This window comes from Trichothermofontia sp. (assembly GCF_053493415.1).
Genome location: NZ_JBRCAD010000179.1, coordinates 1 through 16,193, shown reverse-complemented (window position 1 = coordinate 16,193; position 16,193 = coordinate 1). Strand labels below are relative to the sequence as shown.

Annotated in this window: 17 protein-coding genes, 1 pseudogene and 1 riboswitch; of the genes and pseudogenes, 14 read left to right on the top strand and 4 right to left on the bottom strand. The window is 53.7% G+C overall.

The annotated features are described in order from the left end of the window. Positions 1 to 250: 250 nt before the first annotated feature. The 5 genes and pseudogenes from ACWIUF_RS15680 to ACWIUF_RS15660 all read left to right on the top strand — a co-directional run. Positions 251 to 1,798: a mercuric reductase gene (locus tag ACWIUF_RS15680; protein ID WP_448573455.1), complete on the top strand. Its 1,548-nt coding sequence runs from the start codon at positions 251 to 253 to the stop codon at positions 1,796 to 1,798. A gap of 21 nt (positions 1,799 to 1,819) precedes the next feature. After that, a complete protein-coding gene (arsM, locus tag ACWIUF_RS15675; protein WP_448573454.1) occupies positions 1,820 to 2,788 on the top strand; it encodes an arsenosugar biosynthesis arsenite methyltransferase ArsM in 969 nt (322 codons plus the stop codon). Positions 2,789 to 2,828: 40 nt separating this feature from the next. After that, positions 2,829 to 2,990: a transposase gene (locus ACWIUF_RS15670; protein WP_448573453.1), complete on the top strand. Its 162-nt coding sequence runs from the start codon at positions 2,829 to 2,831 to the stop codon at positions 2,988 to 2,990. Positions 2,991 to 3,078: 88 nt separating this feature from the next. Next, complete coding sequence (locus ACWIUF_RS15665; RefSeq protein ID WP_448573456.1) at positions 3,079 to 3,186, top strand: transposase; 108 nt, start codon at positions 3,079 to 3,081, stop codon at positions 3,184 to 3,186. After that, a pseudogene (locus tag ACWIUF_RS15660) lies at positions 3,179 to 3,340 on the top strand (IS5/IS1182 family transposase); the annotation flags it as partial. The gene ACWIUF_RS15665 and the pseudogene ACWIUF_RS15660, both read left to right, overlap by 8 nt. Positions 3,341 to 3,348: 8 nt before the next feature. On the opposite strand, the gene ACWIUF_RS15655 reads toward ACWIUF_RS15660, so the two are convergent. Further along, the gene (locus ACWIUF_RS15655) at positions 3,349 to 3,768 is read right to left on the bottom strand and encodes a tetratricopeptide repeat protein (RefSeq protein ID WP_448573452.1); all 420 of its coding nucleotides are present in this window, start codon (positions 3,766 to 3,768) and stop codon (positions 3,349 to 3,351) included. Positions 3,769 to 3,934: 166 nt separating this feature from the next. Next, positions 3,935 to 4,067, top strand: a riboswitch (guanidine-I (ykkC/yxkD leader). Positions 4,068 to 4,196: 129 nt separating this feature from the next. Between ACWIUF_RS15655 and speB the strand changes: the two genes are divergently transcribed. The 7 genes from speB to ACWIUF_RS15620 all read left to right on the top strand — a co-directional run bounded on the left by speB (position 4,197) and on the right by ACWIUF_RS15620 (position 10,424). After that, positions 4,197 to 5,393 (top strand): agmatinase, encoded by a 1,197-nt coding sequence (gene speB, locus ACWIUF_RS15650; RefSeq protein ID WP_448573451.1) that lies wholly within the window; start codon positions 4,197 to 4,199, stop codon positions 5,391 to 5,393. A gap of 146 nt (positions 5,394 to 5,539) precedes the next feature. Beyond that, positions 5,540 to 5,920, top strand: a complete 381-nt coding sequence (gene hypA / locus ACWIUF_RS15645; protein WP_448573450.1) for a hydrogenase maturation nickel metallochaperone HypA — start codon at positions 5,540 to 5,542, stop codon at positions 5,918 to 5,920. 10 nt (positions 5,921 to 5,930) lie between these two features. After that, on the top strand, positions 5,931 to 6,716 hold the full coding sequence (gene hypB / locus ACWIUF_RS15640; RefSeq protein ID WP_448573449.1) for a hydrogenase nickel incorporation protein HypB: 786 nt from the start codon (positions 5,931 to 5,933) through the stop codon (positions 6,714 to 6,716). 209 nt (positions 6,717 to 6,925) lie between these two features. Further along, entirely contained in the window at positions 6,926 to 7,990 is a 1,065-nt protein-coding gene (locus tag ACWIUF_RS15635; protein ID WP_448573448.1) for an ABC transporter substrate-binding protein, read from the top strand. 65 nt (positions 7,991 to 8,055) lie between these two features. Beyond that, positions 8,056 to 8,898 carry an ABC transporter permease gene (locus ACWIUF_RS15630; protein ID WP_448573447.1) on the top strand — a complete coding sequence of 281 codons (843 nt, stop codon included), beginning with the start codon at positions 8,056 to 8,058 and terminating at the stop codon, positions 8,896 to 8,898. Positions 8,899 to 9,030: 132 nt separating this feature from the next. Further along, positions 9,031 to 9,807: an ABC transporter ATP-binding protein gene (locus ACWIUF_RS15625; RefSeq protein WP_448573446.1), complete on the top strand. Its 777-nt coding sequence runs from the start codon at positions 9,031 to 9,033 to the stop codon at positions 9,805 to 9,807. Positions 9,808 to 9,845: 38 nt separating this feature from the next. Then, complete coding sequence (locus ACWIUF_RS15620; protein WP_448573445.1) at positions 9,846 to 10,424, top strand: DNA-3-methyladenine glycosylase I; 579 nt, start codon at positions 9,846 to 9,848, stop codon at positions 10,422 to 10,424. A 59-nt stretch (positions 10,425 to 10,483) separates the two neighbouring features. On the opposite strand, the gene malQ is transcribed toward ACWIUF_RS15620, so the two are convergent. Continuing rightward, positions 10,484 to 11,983: a 4-alpha-glucanotransferase gene (gene malQ, locus ACWIUF_RS15615; RefSeq protein ID WP_448573443.1), complete on the bottom strand. Its 1,500-nt coding sequence runs from the start codon at positions 11,981 to 11,983 to the stop codon at positions 10,484 to 10,486. 203 nt (positions 11,984 to 12,186) lie between these two features. On the opposite strand from malQ, the gene ACWIUF_RS15610 reads away from it, so the two are divergent. Both ACWIUF_RS15610 and ACWIUF_RS15605 read left to right on the top strand, forming a co-directional pair. Next, a complete protein-coding gene (locus ACWIUF_RS15610; RefSeq protein ID WP_448573442.1) occupies positions 12,187 to 12,624 on the top strand; it encodes an NUDIX domain-containing protein in 438 nt (145 codons plus the stop codon). 276 nt (positions 12,625 to 12,900) lie between these two features. Then, on the top strand, positions 12,901 to 14,493 hold the full coding sequence (locus ACWIUF_RS15605; protein ID WP_448573441.1) for a B12-binding domain-containing radical SAM protein: 1,593 nt from the start codon (positions 12,901 to 12,903) through the stop codon (positions 14,491 to 14,493). Positions 14,494 to 14,594: 101 nt separating this feature from the next. Here the strand turns inward: ACWIUF_RS15605 and ACWIUF_RS15600 are convergent, their stop codons facing one another. Beyond that, positions 14,595 to 15,584 carry a GntR family transcriptional regulator gene (locus tag ACWIUF_RS15600; RefSeq protein WP_448573440.1) on the bottom strand — a complete coding sequence of 330 codons (990 nt, stop codon included), beginning with the start codon at positions 15,582 to 15,584 and terminating at the stop codon, positions 14,595 to 14,597. A 118-nt stretch (positions 15,585 to 15,702) separates the two neighbouring features. Continuing rightward, the coding region (locus ACWIUF_RS15595; RefSeq protein ID WP_448573438.1) for a LysM peptidoglycan-binding domain-containing protein at positions 15,703 to 16,193 on the bottom strand (491 nt) is incomplete at its 5' end.

The following is a 16,193-nucleotide window of genomic DNA, read 5'->3' as shown; positions in this document are numbered from 1 at the left end:
GACAAGTTTCGCTATTTGCAACTAGAACTCAGCCGTCGCTGTTCGCTCGTCCATTGGAGCTACGATTTGCTTCCAGAAACGCTTGTATGACTCTCGCACCCTCAAGTGTAAAGTTTTATATCTGGATTCAACACTTCTGATTAGCAACCATTGCCGTCACTGTTTACATCACGCGCATTGCCCAGCGATCGCTCACCCAACACATTGATCAATAGTCCGTTTCCATAGTCCCTTTATCTATTTTTTATTTATGCCAGTGAATAACCGCATAGAACCTGCTCTCCTACCATTGGATGCGTATAATCAAACCTTAATGGCTCATGTGCATCCTGCCGATTGGATCAATCCGCAACCAGCTTCTTGCTACGACCTTGTGGTCATCGGCGCAGGAACGGCGGGATTAGTGGTTGCAGCGGGAACAGCGGGGATGGGCCTAGGTCTAAAAGTTGCCCTGATTGAAAAAAGTTTGATGGGGGGGGATTGTCTGAATGTGGGCTGTGTGCCCTCCAAGTGCGTGATTCGTTCGGCGCGTGCCGTTGCGGATCTGCGTGATATTGCAGCCTATGGGATTCAGCCGCCAGAGGCAATCAAAATTGACTTCCCATCTGTAATGCAACGCATGCGGCGGATTCGTGCTGGGATTAGCCACCATGATTCGGTCGAACGGTTTCGGCAATTGGGTATTGATGTGTTTTTAGGACCATCTCAGTTTGTTAATAATCATACGATCGCTGTTAATGATTGCCAATTGCGCTTTAAAAAAGCTGTCATTGCTACGGGCGCTCGTGCCACACATCCCTTAACACCAGGGCTGGCAGAGGTGGGCTATCTAACGAATGAAACAGTCTTTTCATTAACAGCCTGTCCACCACGACTTGCTGTGATTGGGGGAGGCCCGATCGGGTGTGAACTGGCCCAAGCTTTTCATCGGCTGGGTAGCCAGGTTACCTTGTTACACAAGCATTACCATCTCCTTAATCGAGAAGATGCGGATGCTGCAATCCTGGTTCAAGAGCGCTTCCAACAGGAAAATCTCAACCTCGTGCTAGACTGCCAGCTAAAAAAGGTTGAAGCTGCTTCAGACGGGAAGGTGATCACTTATCAACAGAATGGGACCGTGAAAACCCTCGTGGTCGATGAGATCCTGGTCGGGGCAGGTCGAACCCCTAATGTGGAGGGGTTAAATTTAGAGGCGGTTGGGGTTAGATATGATAGCCGTCGTGGGGTTTTAGTTAATGATTATTTACAAACTACAAATCCGCGTATTTTTGCAGCGGGAGACATTTGCATGAATTGGAAATTCACCCATGCAGCAGACGCAGCCGCACGCATTGTGATTAAAAATGCCTTATTTGCTCCGTTTGGGTTGGGGCGCAGTCGGCTAAGTACGTTAGTGATGCCCTGGGTTACCTATACCGATCCGGAGATTGCCCATGTGGGTCTTTATGAGCAGGAGGCCCAAGCCCAAGGCTTGAGTACCAATATTATCAAGATCCCACTCAGCAATGTCGATCGCGCCTTGACGGATGGTGAGACCGATGGCTTTATTAAAATCCTGCATAAACGGGGATCGGACCAAATCTTGGGGGCAACGATCGTAGCTCGTCATGCAGGCGAAATGATTAGCGAAATCACGCTTGCGATCGTGACTAAGCAGGGCCTTAATGCCCTATCTGGGGTGATTCACCCCTACCCCACCCAAGCAGAAATGATTAAAAAAGCAGCAGATACCTATCGGCGTACTCTCTTGACACCCCGCACCCAATCTCTATTAAAACTATTGGCTAAACTGAGTTAGGGATTATAAGGAAAAGCACAGATGAGTTATCTTGAAACTGCGGTCGAAGTTTATACGGAAGCAGCTAAAACCCCCCAAGCAGGTTTGTGTTGTGTGAGTACCTCACTGCCACAATGGCCTGAGTTAAAGATTCCAAAAATTATGCAGCAAATGAACTATGGGTGTGGTTCAACAGTATATCCGACAGAATTATTGGGAGAATCGACAGTTCTTTATATTGGCATCGGGGGAGGACTTGAAGCGCTTCAGTTTGCCTATTTCTGTCGTCAGCCGGGGCGAGTGATTGCTGTTGATCCCATACCGGAAATGCGCCAAGCAGCGCTGCGAAACTTACAGTTGGCTGCCAAGGAGAATCCCTGGTTTAACTTAGATTACGTGCAAATCTTAGCAGGAGATGCCTTCAATTTGCCGGTTCCAGATGCCTCTGTTGATGTGGTTGCCCAAAACTGTTTGTTTAATATTTTTGCATCAGCGGATTTGCAGCGGGCTTTGGCAGAAGCCTATCGAGTTCTAAAACCCAATGGACGCTTGATGATGAGTGATCCGATCGCAACCCGTCCTATCCCGCCCCACCTCCAGCAAGATGAGCGGTTACGTGCCCTTTGTTTATCCGGAGCTATGACCTATGAGGACTATATCCAACATTTAGTTGGCTTTGGCTTCGGCCAAGTTGAAATTCGCGCTCGTCGCCCTTATCGAGTGTTAGATACCTACACCTATCATCTGGATAAGCCCCTCTTATTGGAGAGTATTGACTCAATTTCATTCAAAGTTAAAATACCAGAGGATGGAGCGTGTATTTTCACAGGAAAAATGGCCATTTATGTAGGCAGTGAGACCTGTTTAGATGATCAGGCAGGCCATATTTTGCAACGCGGAACTCCTCTTGCTATTTGTGATAAAACAGCAGTAAATTTAGCGAGAAAATTTCCAGAAGATGTGATTATTACTGATTCAACTTGGCATTATGGTGGGGGTGGATGCTGCTAACGTAAGTCTGCTTAAGGTTCAACGTTCAAGCCCAATCTCCATGAGTCGTCTGCCGCAAGTTGCCCAGGCCCAGCGTCAGCCCTACCCCAATGACTTGAGTGATGCCGAGTGGGCGGCCCTCGCACCACTCTTCCCGCAACCGAAAGGGTTTGGCCATCCCCGCACTGAGGAAATAGGAGAGAGAAAAGAGAATAGAGAATAGAGATCCATCCTCGCTCACTTCTCACTTCTCACTTCTCACTCCTCAGTTTGCGATTTTCTATGTGCAACGCAGTGGCTGCCAATGGGAAATGTTGCCCCATGACTTGCCACCGTATACGACGGTTTATGGCTATTTTCGTAAATGGCAACGTCAAGGCATCTGGGCGGCTCTCCCTGACCAACTGCGACGGGTTTGAGATTTTGCCAAAGCGCTGGATCGTCGGGCGCACCTTTAGCTGGTTCAATTGGTTTTGATGTTTGAGCAAGGACTATGAACTGTACACCACCATGAGTGAAGCGATGCTTTACGGCTCGCTCATTCGCTTAATGACAAGGCGACTGGCTGCTTAAGCTTTTGTTTACAAATCAGCTCTGAGGGCGATCGCTTGGCGGTAATGACTTTCGGCCCCGGTATAGTCTTCCTGCTCTTCCAGGAGCCGCCCCCAGTTGTAGTGGGTTTCCGGGTAGTCGGAGCGCAGGGCAAGGGCCTGTTGATAGTGGGCAATCGCGGCCTCAAACTGTTTTTGGCGCTGGTAGGCCGTCCCCAGGTTGCTATGGGCTTCGGCATAGTCGGGTTTGAGCGCGATCGTCTGCCGCCAGCACGCTTCCGCCCGGTCATGGTGGCCCAGCCCATGCCAAATACAGCCCATCAAAGCCAAGGCTTCGGGATGGTCCGGTGCTTGTTCCAGCAATTGCTGACAGGTCTGTTGGGCCGCGCCTAGGGCGCGATCGCGGTATTGCTGATAGGCCAGGGTCAGCCGGTCGGAAAGGGATGCCATGAACGCCACAACCGAGGCAAGGATGAACAGTCTTCCTCAAAGTATGTCATGGGATGTCATGGATATCAGTGGGATACCCGGCGGGGAAAATTGTAAATTTCGCCACTTTTTCAGGATCGTTTTGTTGCTAAAAGTCTCTCAAGACTCAATCCTAATCAAGACTCAATAGAATCGCTTCTAGGGTTCCGATCGGGTCACTGCTGTCCCGATGTCTGGTCCAAGAGAAGCAAGTTGTAGCTACGATCAACCTACGGTTCATCGGCCTTACAACTACACGGCGGGAGAAAAGCCCGGGAGGAGACTGACCCTGATGCGGTCGTGTCCTTCTGGGCTTTTGGGTTGTTGATGGGAGTTGAGTTGACCTTAAGTTGACCTTAAACTGAACGGCATCCTAGGGAAGCACACGCCCCCCAAACACGATATTAGCTATGACAGATAATCCCCTCTTTCAATCGCCGAATGCTGACACAACCCCACCGGGACCTGTTGCCCGCCAAGCCCTTGAGCGCGAAGCCCGACTTCCCCTCACCGGTTGGCAACAGGAAGTGGATCAGGGTTTAACCTATGGTCTGGAAGCTGCCGAGAGCATCCGCGATCGCTCGATTCCCACCTTCTCGCGCGGTGAACTGCCCCACTACGCAGGTATTAATACCTTCCTGAAAGCGCCCTATTTAGAAGATGTGCGCCGGGTTGGGGAGTACGATGTGGCGATCGTGGGCGTCCCCCACGACTCCGGCACCACCTACCGTCCCGGTACCCGCTTTGGCCCCCAGGGAATTCGCCGAATTTCGGCCCTCTATACGCCCTACAACTTTGAACTGGGAATTGACCTGCGGGAACAGATCTCCCTCTGTGATGTGGGGGATATTTTCACCATTCCTGCGAATAACGAGAAATCCTTTGACCAGATTTCTAAAGGGATTGCCCATATTTTTGCGTCGGGGGCCTTCCCCATTATTTTGGGCGGTGACCATTCGATCGGCTTTCCCACCGTGCGGGGTGTCTGTCGGCACTTGGGGGATAAGAAAGTGGGGATTATTCACTTCGATCGCCATGTGGATACCCAGGAAACGGACCTGGATGAACGGATGCACACCTGTCCCTGGTTCCATGCCACCAACATGGCCAATGCCCCGGCGAAAAACCTCGTACAACTGGGGATTGGCGGCTGGCAAGTTCCCCGCCAAGGCGTTAAGGTGTGCCGCGAACGGGCCACCAATATTTTGACGGTCACGGATATTGTTGAGATGGGCCTGGAGGCCGCTGCGGACTTTGCTCTAGAGCGTGCCCTCGATGGCACCGATTGTGTCTATATCAGTTTTGACATTGATTGCATTGATGCCGGATTTGTCCCTGGGACGGGCTGGCCAGAACCGGGGGGGCTGCTGCCCCGTGAAGCGTTGACCCTGCTGGGTAAGATTGTGCAACGCGCCCCGATCTGCGGCCTGGAAGTGGTGGAAGTCTCGCCCCCCTATGACATTAGCGATATCACCGCCCTGATGGCCACCCGCGTCATTTGCGATACGATGGCCCACCTCGTCCTCTCCGGTCAACTCCCCCGGCAGAAGAAACCCGCCTATATCCATGCCGAAGCCAATATGGCTGTCGATCAAGCCTGGACCTAACCGCACCCCTGGGTACCGGAAATCCCAGGTAGGGGCGGGTTGCCCGCAAGCTGGGCAAGCAACCAACCACTCCGATAAACCCGCCCTTCATTAAACCCGTCCTCAACCCAGAAATCACCATCGTTCAGGGATTTTCTTGTGTAACCATGCATGAAACCGACATGACCAAGGCACTGATTCAAACCGTGCGTCATTGGTGGGAAAACCAACCCGATCGTCCCCCGATCCAGCGGGTGCATTTAACCGTTGGCCAATTTACCTGTGTGGAACCAGCTAGTTTGCAATTTGCCTTTGCCGTGCAAACCCGCGACACCTTTTTAGCCGGGGCGGAGTTGGTCATTCGCGAAACGCCCTTGATCGCGTTCTGCCACACCTGTCAGCAGGACTATGCCCCCGCGATCGGGCAGCAATATGCCTGTCCCACCTGTCGCAGGCCAATGGAGGATATTCGATCGGGCCGGGAGTTAAAGATCGATCGCGTTGAGTTTGCTACCACAACTGCTCCCTATGTTTCACCGCTAAATTAGGTAGATACCCATGCACCAAACCTTTGATGCTGCTTTGGAAATGAATTTGCTCCATGCGAACCAGGCTGGAGCCAACCATAACCGTGCCCACTTCGATCGATGGAGGATTACCTGTCTCAATCTCATGAGTAGCCCCGGTGCGGGCAAGACAGCCCTGCTAGAAAAAACCCTGGCTGCGCTGCGATCGCACTTACGGATGGCCGTGATTGAGGGGGATATGACCACTGAGTTGGATGCCGATCGCTTGCGCCAATATGGTGTCCCCGTGTTTGCCATTAACACCGGGCGATCGTGCCATCTAGATGCGCGGATGGTGGCGGGGGGAATTCATCGTCTTGAGGAAGAACTCGATCCCACAACCCTGGATCTAGTGCTCGTGGAAAATGTGGGGAATTTGGTCTGTCCAGCGGAGTTTGAAGTGGGGGAACATGCCAAGGTGGCCCTGCTCAGCGTTACGGAAGGCGAGGATAAACCCCTCAAATACCCGATCATGTTTCACGAAGCTGATTGCCTGCTGATCACCAAACTAGATCTCGCACCCCATGTAGACATTGATTTGAATCAATTGGTCGCCAATGTGCGCCAGATTAATCCTGATGTGACGATTTTGCCCCTCTCGGTGAAAACCGGGGTTGGGTTGGATGCCTGGTTTGCTTGGGTGCAGGCTACGATCGCCCATGTGCGCAATCAGGTACAAAGTCCCAACCACAGTTACGATCACACGCATGATCACAGTCACGCGCATAATCCTGATCCATCCCCCTCTCGTGTTGCCTCCCCCGCAGTTTGTAGCTAAGCTAACAGATTGCCGATCGCCCAATTCGTTAAGCCTTGTAGGGGGAGGGCGATCGCATTCAGCTTCTCATTCACGTTTGAATGTGCATTTTAGTTTTTTTGCGATTTTTCCTGTAATCTTTCCCGCATGAATTTGTCTTTGTGAATTTGCCTTGTGAATTTTTAAGATTTGCAGTCAGTTCCGGTAGATGTTGAACTCTGAGAAAACTCATGAAATTGCGATCGCTCTTGACTACCATTGGCCTATTTTTGCTGAGTTTAGTCCTCGCGGTTAGCTGCACCAATCCTGCTAGCCAGATGTCAACCGACCGTTCGCCCAGTCCCACCGCCGGAGGCACCGCATCGCCTGCCGCCCAACTGGTCAAACTGGGCTTCAGTGCGTGGCCGGGTTGGTTTCCCTGGCAAGTGGCCCAGGAGGAAGGAATATTTGCGGCCAACGCAGCCAATGTTGATCTGAAGTGGTTTGATGGCTATCTAGAATCGATCAATGCTTTGAATGCTGGCCAACTGGACGCTAACAGCCAGACGCTCAACGATACGATTAGCTCGATCGCGGCGGGGTCTGATCAGGTCGTCGTTTTGGTCAATGATAATTCCACGGGTAACGACAAAATTATTGTCGCGGAAACGATCAATACGATCGCTGACTTAAAAGGTAAAAAAGTAGCTGCGGAAGAAGGCACTGTTGATCACTTCCTACTGCTCTTGGGCCTCAAGCAGGCAGGACTCACGGCGCAAGATATTGAGTTTGTCCCCCTCGAAACCGGGCAAGCCGCTGCTGCCTTTGTCGCCGGTCAAGTCGATGCCGTAGGGGTGTTTGCGCCCTTTACCACCCAGGCCCTCAAGCGCCCCGGTAGCAAGGAACTGTTTAGCTCCAAGGATTTCCCCGGTGCCATTCCTGATCATTTAGTGGTAAGCCGCAAGCTGGTGGACGAGCAACCGGAACAGGTGCAAGCCCTCGTGGATAGCTGGTTTGCCACCCTGGACTGGATCAAGGCGAACCCCGATCGCGCCTATGAAATTCTGGCTAAGCGGGCGGGCGTCTCCGTGGAGGAATACAAGGAATACGATGCGGGCACTCGGATCTTCACCCTGGCGGATAACCTCAAAGCCTTTGAACCAGGCGATGACATGACCTCACTACCCTACGCCGCACAGGAAATCAGTCGGTTTTTAGTGGAAACCGGACTGGCCAAAAGTGAACCAGATTTAAGCAAACTATTTGACGATCGCTTTGTCAGAGCACATGCTGCCAAAGCCAGCCCCGCGACCTAGAGCGCTGCCAAGCGGTATGTTCCCAATTACCTAAATCCCCAAGCCCCTACTCCCGATTGCCTGCCATGACCTCAACACCTGAGCCGCTCCCCATCACCATACCCCGCACCAAGATGCTGCGCCCCTCCCGGTTCTGGCAGATTGCGGAGCCGATCGCGCCCCCCTTGTCCTGGCTGTTTTTTAGCCTGTCGATCGCCATCCCCTTAATCTTGTGGGCCGTGATTTCCAACTCCGGCTGGGTTGAACCCCTGTTTCTGCCCACTCCTCAGCAGGTGGGACGCGCTGCGCAGCGATTATGGGCGAGTGGGGAGTTGCCTAAGGATATTGTGGCGAGTGTCTGGCGGATTTCGGTGGGATTTTTGTTGGCAGCCATTATCTCGATTCCCTTAGGGGTGGTTATGGGCACTTTTGCAAGCATTCGTGCCCTCCTGGAACCGATTATTGGCATTATTCGGTATATGCCCGCCCCCGCATTTATTCCGCTGCTGATCCTCTACTTTGGTATTGGGGAAGCTCCCAAAATTATTTTGATTTTTATTGGGGTCTTGTTTTTCAACACCTTGATGGTGATGGATGCAGTGAAGTTCGTGCCCAAGGAGTTAATCGAAACCACGTATACCCTGGGGGGCAATCGTTGGCAAACCCTCTTTCAGGTGATTTTCCCCTATGTGACCCCCAATATTATTGATGCCTGTCGGGTAAATTTGGCAGCAGCATGGCAGTTGGTGATTGTGGCGGAACTGATTGCAGCCACCGAAGGGTTGGGACGGCGGATTAGTGTGGCGGGTCGCTTTTTGAAGACGGATGAAATCTTTGTCGGTTTAATTGTGATTGGCATTATTGGTCTGACGATCGATCTCCTATTTCGCCTGTTATTGCACCTCACCTGTCACTGGGCTAATAAATAGCGATCGTCATCTTTGATTACGGTCATTGATTGATTAAGGAAATTCAGAATCCTTGATTACGGTCATCGATTGATTAAGGAAATTCAGATCAATTAGGAGATCAATTAGGGGAAATAACCAAGGAGATGAACGATGCACCTGGAAGTCAATCATCTATATAAGCGCTTTAAGATCCGCCAGGGTTTCCTGCGGGTATTGGAAGATATCAACCTCCATGTTGAAGAGGGCGAGTTTGTGTGCGCCGTGGGGGCCTCTGGTTCGGGGAAATCGACTCTGTTGCGCCTACTGGCAGGACTGGATATGCCTACAGCGGGGGAAATTCGAGTCGATGGCATCCAGGTAACGGGACCCGGGGCCGATCGCGGCCTCGTGTTTCAAAGCTACACCCTCTATCCCTGGATGACGGTAGAGCAAAATGTGGGGTTTGGTTTAAAGTTGCGCGGCGTCTCACGGGCGGAACGGCAGGGGCGTGTATGGGACTATTTAGAAGTTGTGGGCTTATCTAACTTTGCAAAAGCTTATCCCAAGGAACTGTCAGGGGGGATGCGCCAGCGGGTCGCGATCGCCCGTGCCCTGGCTTCGGAACCGAAAATTTTGCTGATGGATGAACCCTTTGGTGCCCTGGATATTCAAACCAAGGAGGATATGCAGGAATTCCTGTTGGAACTCTGGCAACGCACCCACAAAACCATCTTTATGATTACCCATGATGTTGAGGAAGCCGTCTTTCTCTCGAATCGCATCTATGTGCTATCGGCACGTCCGGGGAGCATTCAACGGGAGGTGATCATTGATCAACCCGACCAGCGGCATCACGTCATCAAACGGCAACCGTGGTTTTTAGACTATAAAGATACGATTACGGATCTGTTACGGGGGAACACGTCCCAATCGGCAATTGTTACTTAGCGCAAACTCTCGATAAAGTGTTCCGATAAAGTGTTCCTATGTCTGACGCTGTTAGCCGCCGCCGCTGTGCCTGGGTGACTGATGACCCCCTCTATATCGCTTACCACGATCGTGAGTGGGGGGTTCCAGTTTATGACGATCGCCGCCTCTTTGAGTTCCTGATCCTGGAAGGGGCGCAGGCAGGCTTAAGTTGGTACACCGTCCTGCGCAAGCGGGAACATTATCGACTCGCCCTGGATAACTTTGACCCCCACGCGATCGCCCAGTACCCCGATGCCGCGATCGACACCCTCATGACCAATCCCGGCCTGATCCGGAACCGGCGCAAGTTAGCTGCGACCATCCAGAATGCCCGCGCCTTTCTCGCTGTGCAAGCGGAATTCGGTAGTTTTGCCACCTATCTCTGGCAGTTTGTGGGCGGAGAGCCGCGCCAGAATGCATGGCCCACCTTGGCGGATGTGCCCCCCGAAACCCCGGAATCGCGAGCCATGAGCCGGGACCTTAAGCGGCATCACTTCACCTTTGTCGGTCCCACGATTTGCTACGCCTTGATGCAAGCGTGCGGGCTGGTCAACGACCACACGATCGACTGTTTCCGGCATCAGGAACTACGCTGATCGACGGCGATCAACGTTCGGCAATGCTCGGCAATGTTCGGCGATCGCTGGGGACAAAGCTACTGGGGCGCACGGCCATAGAGTTCCGTCATCTGCCGTAGGCGATCGCCCATCTCCCCGTTGAGCATATCGGAGCGGTAGCGCCAGACCCAGTTACCCTGGCTGGTGCCGGGGAAATTCATGCGGGCCTCACTGCCCAGGCCAATCACGTCCTGAAGGGGCAGAATCGCCCAGTCGGCGACGGAACTGAGGGCCAGCCGGATCATGTCCCAATGAACCCCCCAGTGGCCAAAGCGACCCAGATAGCGTTCAAAGGCGTGCCGCTTCCAATCTTCGGCTTCGTTAAACCAGCCGATCGTTGTGTTGTTGTCGTGGGTACCCGTGTAGACGATGCAGTTGTGGATGTACTGGAAGGGCAGATAGGGGTTATCGCTGCCGGAGTCGAAGGCAAAGAGCAGGATTTTCATCCCTGGAAACTCGAAGCGATCGCGCAATTCTTCCACATCGGGCGTAATAATACCCAAGTCCTCAGCGACGATCGGCAAGCCGCCTAGGCGATCGCGCAGGGTTTGGAATAATTCATGGCCGGGGGCATTGACCCATTGACCGTTCATCGCGGTTTCTTCCCCTTGGGGGACGGCCCAGTAGGCGCTAAAGCCCCGGAAGTGGTCAACCCGAATCACATCAACAAATTCCAATAAGCTTTGGAAGCGCTGCACCCACCATTGGAACCCCTGCTGCCGCTGGTAGTCCCAGTTGTAAATGGGGTTACCCCAAAGTTGGCCTGTTTCGCTGAAGACATCGGGGGGCACGCCTGCCATCTCCGCTGCTTCGCCTGTGGCTTCATCTAGCCGGAAGTTTTTGGGATTGGCCCACACATCGGAACTATCGTGGGCGACATAGATGGGGATATCACCAATAATGCGCACGCCGCGATCGTTGGCATATTTGCGCAATTCGGCCCACTGGCGGAAAAACTCAAACTGGAGGAATTGGCGGTATTGAATCTCGGTTTGTAGCTCCGACTGCCAACGGGCTAGGGCATCGGGATGGCGCCATGCGATCGCCGTATCCCACTGGTTCCAACTCAGCTTCAAGACTTCCTTGAGGGACATGAACAGGGCGTAGTCGTCCAGCCAGGAGGCGTGTTGCCGACAGAATGCCTCAAAGGCCGATCGCTGGGTGGCATCATTGCGGGCCTGGAAATTCTCAAAGGCACGGCGCAACAGGGGGTATTTCAGCCGCTCCACCGCTTCGTACTCCACCCGATCGGGTGACAAGTGGGGGTACGGGTCCAAATCACCGTTGTTGAGTAACCCCTGATCGCGCAACAATTCCGGGCTGATCAGTAGCGGATTACCCGCCAGGGCGGAGTAGCACATATAGGGGGAGTTGCCGAACCCGGTTGGTCCCAGGGGCAACACCTGCCAGAGTTGCTGCTTGGCGTTGGCGAGGAAGTCAATGAATGTGTAGGCACCGGGACCCAAATCCCCAATCCCAAAGCGACTGGGGAAGGAGGTGGGATGGAGGAGAATACCGCTGGCTCTAGGAAAAGGCATTGGGTTACTTCAAACGTGGATTACTGCAAACGTGGATGTTAGCGGATCACTGCGAGGCAGAAGACTTTGCCAAAAGTCTAGAGGTTAGTCTACAGTTTTGGATCAGCGAAACACGCAACGCTGACAATATTTAATACCGGATACGGAAATACTGAATCCCCCTAGCTATCTCCCTGCTGCTGTTAACCTCCCCATAAGCTACCGTGACCTATCGCAACCCAGTTCCCACCGTAGACATCATTATTGAACTGCTCGATCGCCCCCATCGCCCGATCGTCCTGATTGAACGCCGCAATCCGCCTTTGGGTTGGGCCATCCCCGGTGGGTTTGTGGACTATGGCGAAACGGTGGAAACTGCTGCCCGTCGGGAAGCGAAGGAAGAGACGGGGTTAAGCATTACCCTGGTCGAGCAGTTCTACGTGTATTCCGACCCCCAGCGTGATCCGCGCCAACATACCCTGAGTGTCGTCTTCATTGCCACGGCGAGCGGAGAGCCAGTTGCCCAGGATGATGCCCTACGGGTGGGGATTTTTGAACCCTGGAATTTGCCCCAGAGCCTCTGTTTTGATCACGATCGCGTCCTCGCTGACTACCTCACCTACCGCTACTATGGTCAACGACCCAGTCCCCGCCAGCGTTAGCGCAAACCCGATCTCAACCTTTCCGCCAGGAACGCCGCCTTGCGGTTGGCAATGGGGCGAGTCAAGTTGGATGATCCGGGTAGGATGGCTTGCGGTGCGGCTAAGGGCAGGCAGCACCCCACCCGTCTAGGGTTTGCAAGGACGCGCGATCGGTATTTTTAGCGACTCCAGTCGCTACTGCAAACTCAAAAAGCCGGGGGGTAGGTGCTATCGTGAATGTAACGAAACCTTTGTTTTTGTTAAAGTCTGCGTGAAGCCATCGCCAGGAGTATCGCCATGCGGGTCCTACTGATCTATCCGTTATTTCCGAAAACCTTCTGGTCCTACGAGAAAATTCTGGAGTTAGTCAACCGTAAGGTGTTGCTGCCTCCCTTGGGGTTGATCACGGTGGCGGCCATTCTGCCCCAAACCTGGGAGTTTAAGCTGGTCGATCGCAATGTGCGCGATATTCGCGAGGACGAGTGGGCCTGGGCGGATCTGGTGATTTGCTCGGCGATGATTGTGCAAAAGGAAGATCTGCTGGCCCAAATTCGGGAAGCCAAACGGCGGGGAAAACGGGTGGCCGTGGGCGGCCCCTACCCCACCTCGATGCCGGAGGAGGTGTTACCTGCCGGTGCCGACTACCTGGTGCTGGATGAGGGGGAAATTACTTTACCGATGTTTGTCGAGGCCCTGGAACGGGGTGAACCCCAGGGCATCTTCCGGGCCAACGGCGAAAAACCGGATGTTACCGAAACGCCGGTCCCCCGCTACGACCTGCTGGAACTTGATGCCTACGACTCAATGTCGGTCCAGTTTTCGCGCGGTTGCCCCTTCCAGTGCGAGTTCTGCGACATTATTGTCCTCTATGGCCGCAAACCCCGGACGAAGACCCCCCAACAATTGCTCAAGGAACTGGATACCCTCTACGAATTGGGCTGGCGACGGGGGGTGTTCATGGTGGACGACAATTTTATCGGCAATAAACGCAACGTCAAACTATTGCTCCAGGAATTAAAAGTGTGGCAGGCGGAACATCAGTATCCCTTTGCCTTTAATACGGAAGCTTCGGTTGATTTAGCCCAAGACCCGGAACTCATGGACCTGATGGTGGACTGCGGTTTTGATGCGGTCTTCTTGGGGATTGAAACACCGGATGAAGAGAGTTTATCGCTGACGAAGAAATTCCAGAATACCCGTAGCTCTTTGGTGGAATCAGTGCAAACGATCGCCAAGGCGGGATTACGGGTGATGGCTGGGTTCATTATTGGCTTCGATGGGGAAAAGCCGGGGGCCGGACGCCGAATTATCGAGTTTGCCGAAATCACGGGTATTCCCACCACCACCTTTGCCATGCTCCAAGCCTTGCCCCATACGGCGCTCTGGCATCGCTTAGAAAAGGAAGGACGGCTCCGCGATCGCAGTGGCAACCTGAACCAAACCACCCTGATGAATTTCGTGCCCACCCGGCCTGTGGCGGAAATTGCCAGGGAATATGTGGAAGCCTTTTGGGAACTGTATGATCCAGAGAAGTATTTGGACCGGACCTATCGCCATTTCTTAATGATGGGGGCACCGAGGGCAAAACGGCCTTTCCAGTGGCCTAGTTTAGTGGATCTGCGGGCTTTGGCGATCGTCGTTTGGCGGCAGGGTATCAAACGCCATACCCGCTGGAAATTCTGGCATCATTTATTTTCGATGTTGCGTCACAATCCGGCGGTCTGGGAGCATTATTTAACCGTGTGTGCCCATAATGAGCATTTTCTGGAATACCGGGAGATTGTGCGCACCCAAATTGAGCAGCAGTTAGCGATGCTCCAACCCGATGCCCCGATCGCCTTGCCGACCCCATCGGAGTCAGCCGTGGAGGTGATGCAGTCGATCGCCTAGGGCAGCGCGTAATTGCGTAATGCAATGTTGGTAGTGCTGGTTCTAGTCTGCAACGCCTAAAGTCGTTATTACTAACGTGGCGAAACTTTAGGTTTACGGTACTAGGTTAAGCCCAACTCTCGTTTTAAGAGCGCGATCGAGTGACTGCCCACGTAACTTTGGGCCACCACAATTTGGGGCGATCGGAGCAGATCCTCCCGTGCGGCTTGGATGGCGGTGCGGACTTGGGTTGCGGTTGCTTCGCGATCGCAGATGATAGTCTGTGCTCGTCGGACCACGGCATTGAGGCGATAGGGATCGTCTACTTGGGCCGTAATGACGAGCAAATCATCCCCCCGCAGGCTATGGATAATCACCTCCGCTGCCCGTAGAATCCCTGGACTGAGGCTTACCAACCCCAAACAGGCATTATTGGGTAGCTCTAGGACCAATTGGGCTTCCTGAGCATAGTCGTAAATATCCACTGGAATCACCCGCACGGCCTTTGGACCTGCTAGGGCCTCAGCTTCACCGATAAAGTATCGCGTTGTGACGACGGTGCCCGATCGAGTTTGGGCTAGGACGGGACCCAACTCTTCCAGGGGGACCAACTGTACCGGAATCTGCAATGCCTGCTCCAATTCCTGGGTAATCAACTCCCCTGCCCCAATATCGTAGGCAGGGGCTGTCACCAGCACCCGCGCACTACAGCGTAAGCGCCAGTCCACCTCAGCCAGGAATAGCTCCCGTGACTCGATGAGGGAACATCCTTGGTTGAGCAGCTTGTCTAGGGTTTGTTTAACCAGGGTATGGGCTTCGGGATACTTTTCCGATAGGGCGGACTGGGAGGGACGGGTACCCCCTTCATCCCCCTGTGCCCGCACGTAGATCCCGGACCCCGCTTGGGATTCAACGACGCCATCCTCTTCCAATTGGCGATAAACGCGGCTAATCGTATTGCGGTGTAGGCCCGTTTGCATGGCTAACTGCCGGGTACTGGGAAGGCGGTGCCCAGGGGGAAACTGCCGTGAGGCGATCGCAAACCGGATCTGGTTATAAAGCTGGGTAGAGGCCGGAATCTCGCTGTCGGGCTGGATATGAAATCGGACCATGCGATCGTCTCCAGGAAAGCATGAGGCAGATTGCGTTAGTTATACCGCTTATACCGCAAAATCGCTCCCTAGGGACTAGGGCATCGGGCCTGAGGGTGTTCGCCAATCGCGATTCCCCCTAACTTCGGGTCGGAATTCGCAGCCGTTGACCTGCTCGAACCTGTTTCGGGTCAGCGATCTGATTTAACTCGGCAATCACCCGCCAATCGCCTCCTGGCCCTAGGGCTTTACTGGCGATCGTCGTCAGGGTTTCGCCCGGTTGCACAACGTAGGTCTGGCCCAGTTCGGTGGTTGCCGCAGGGGGAACGGGAGCCAGGGGTGGGGCGGCGGCTGTCCCTGCTCCTGCGGCTGTCCCTGTTGGTTCCCCGGTGATGTGACTGCCGCGCTGGGGAATCCGGAGCCGTTGCCCAACCCGAATCTGGCGCGGATCAGCAATGTTGTTTAAGGTGGCCAGGATACGCCAATCACTGCCGGGCCTCAGGACCTTGTTGGCGATCGTGCGTAGGGTATCACCGGGCTGGACCACGTAGTCGGTAGTGGGGGTTGCCAGCAAATCCGGAGATATGTTGGTGGTGACGGGCTGGGGTGGGGCGTCGGTTGCGGCTGGGG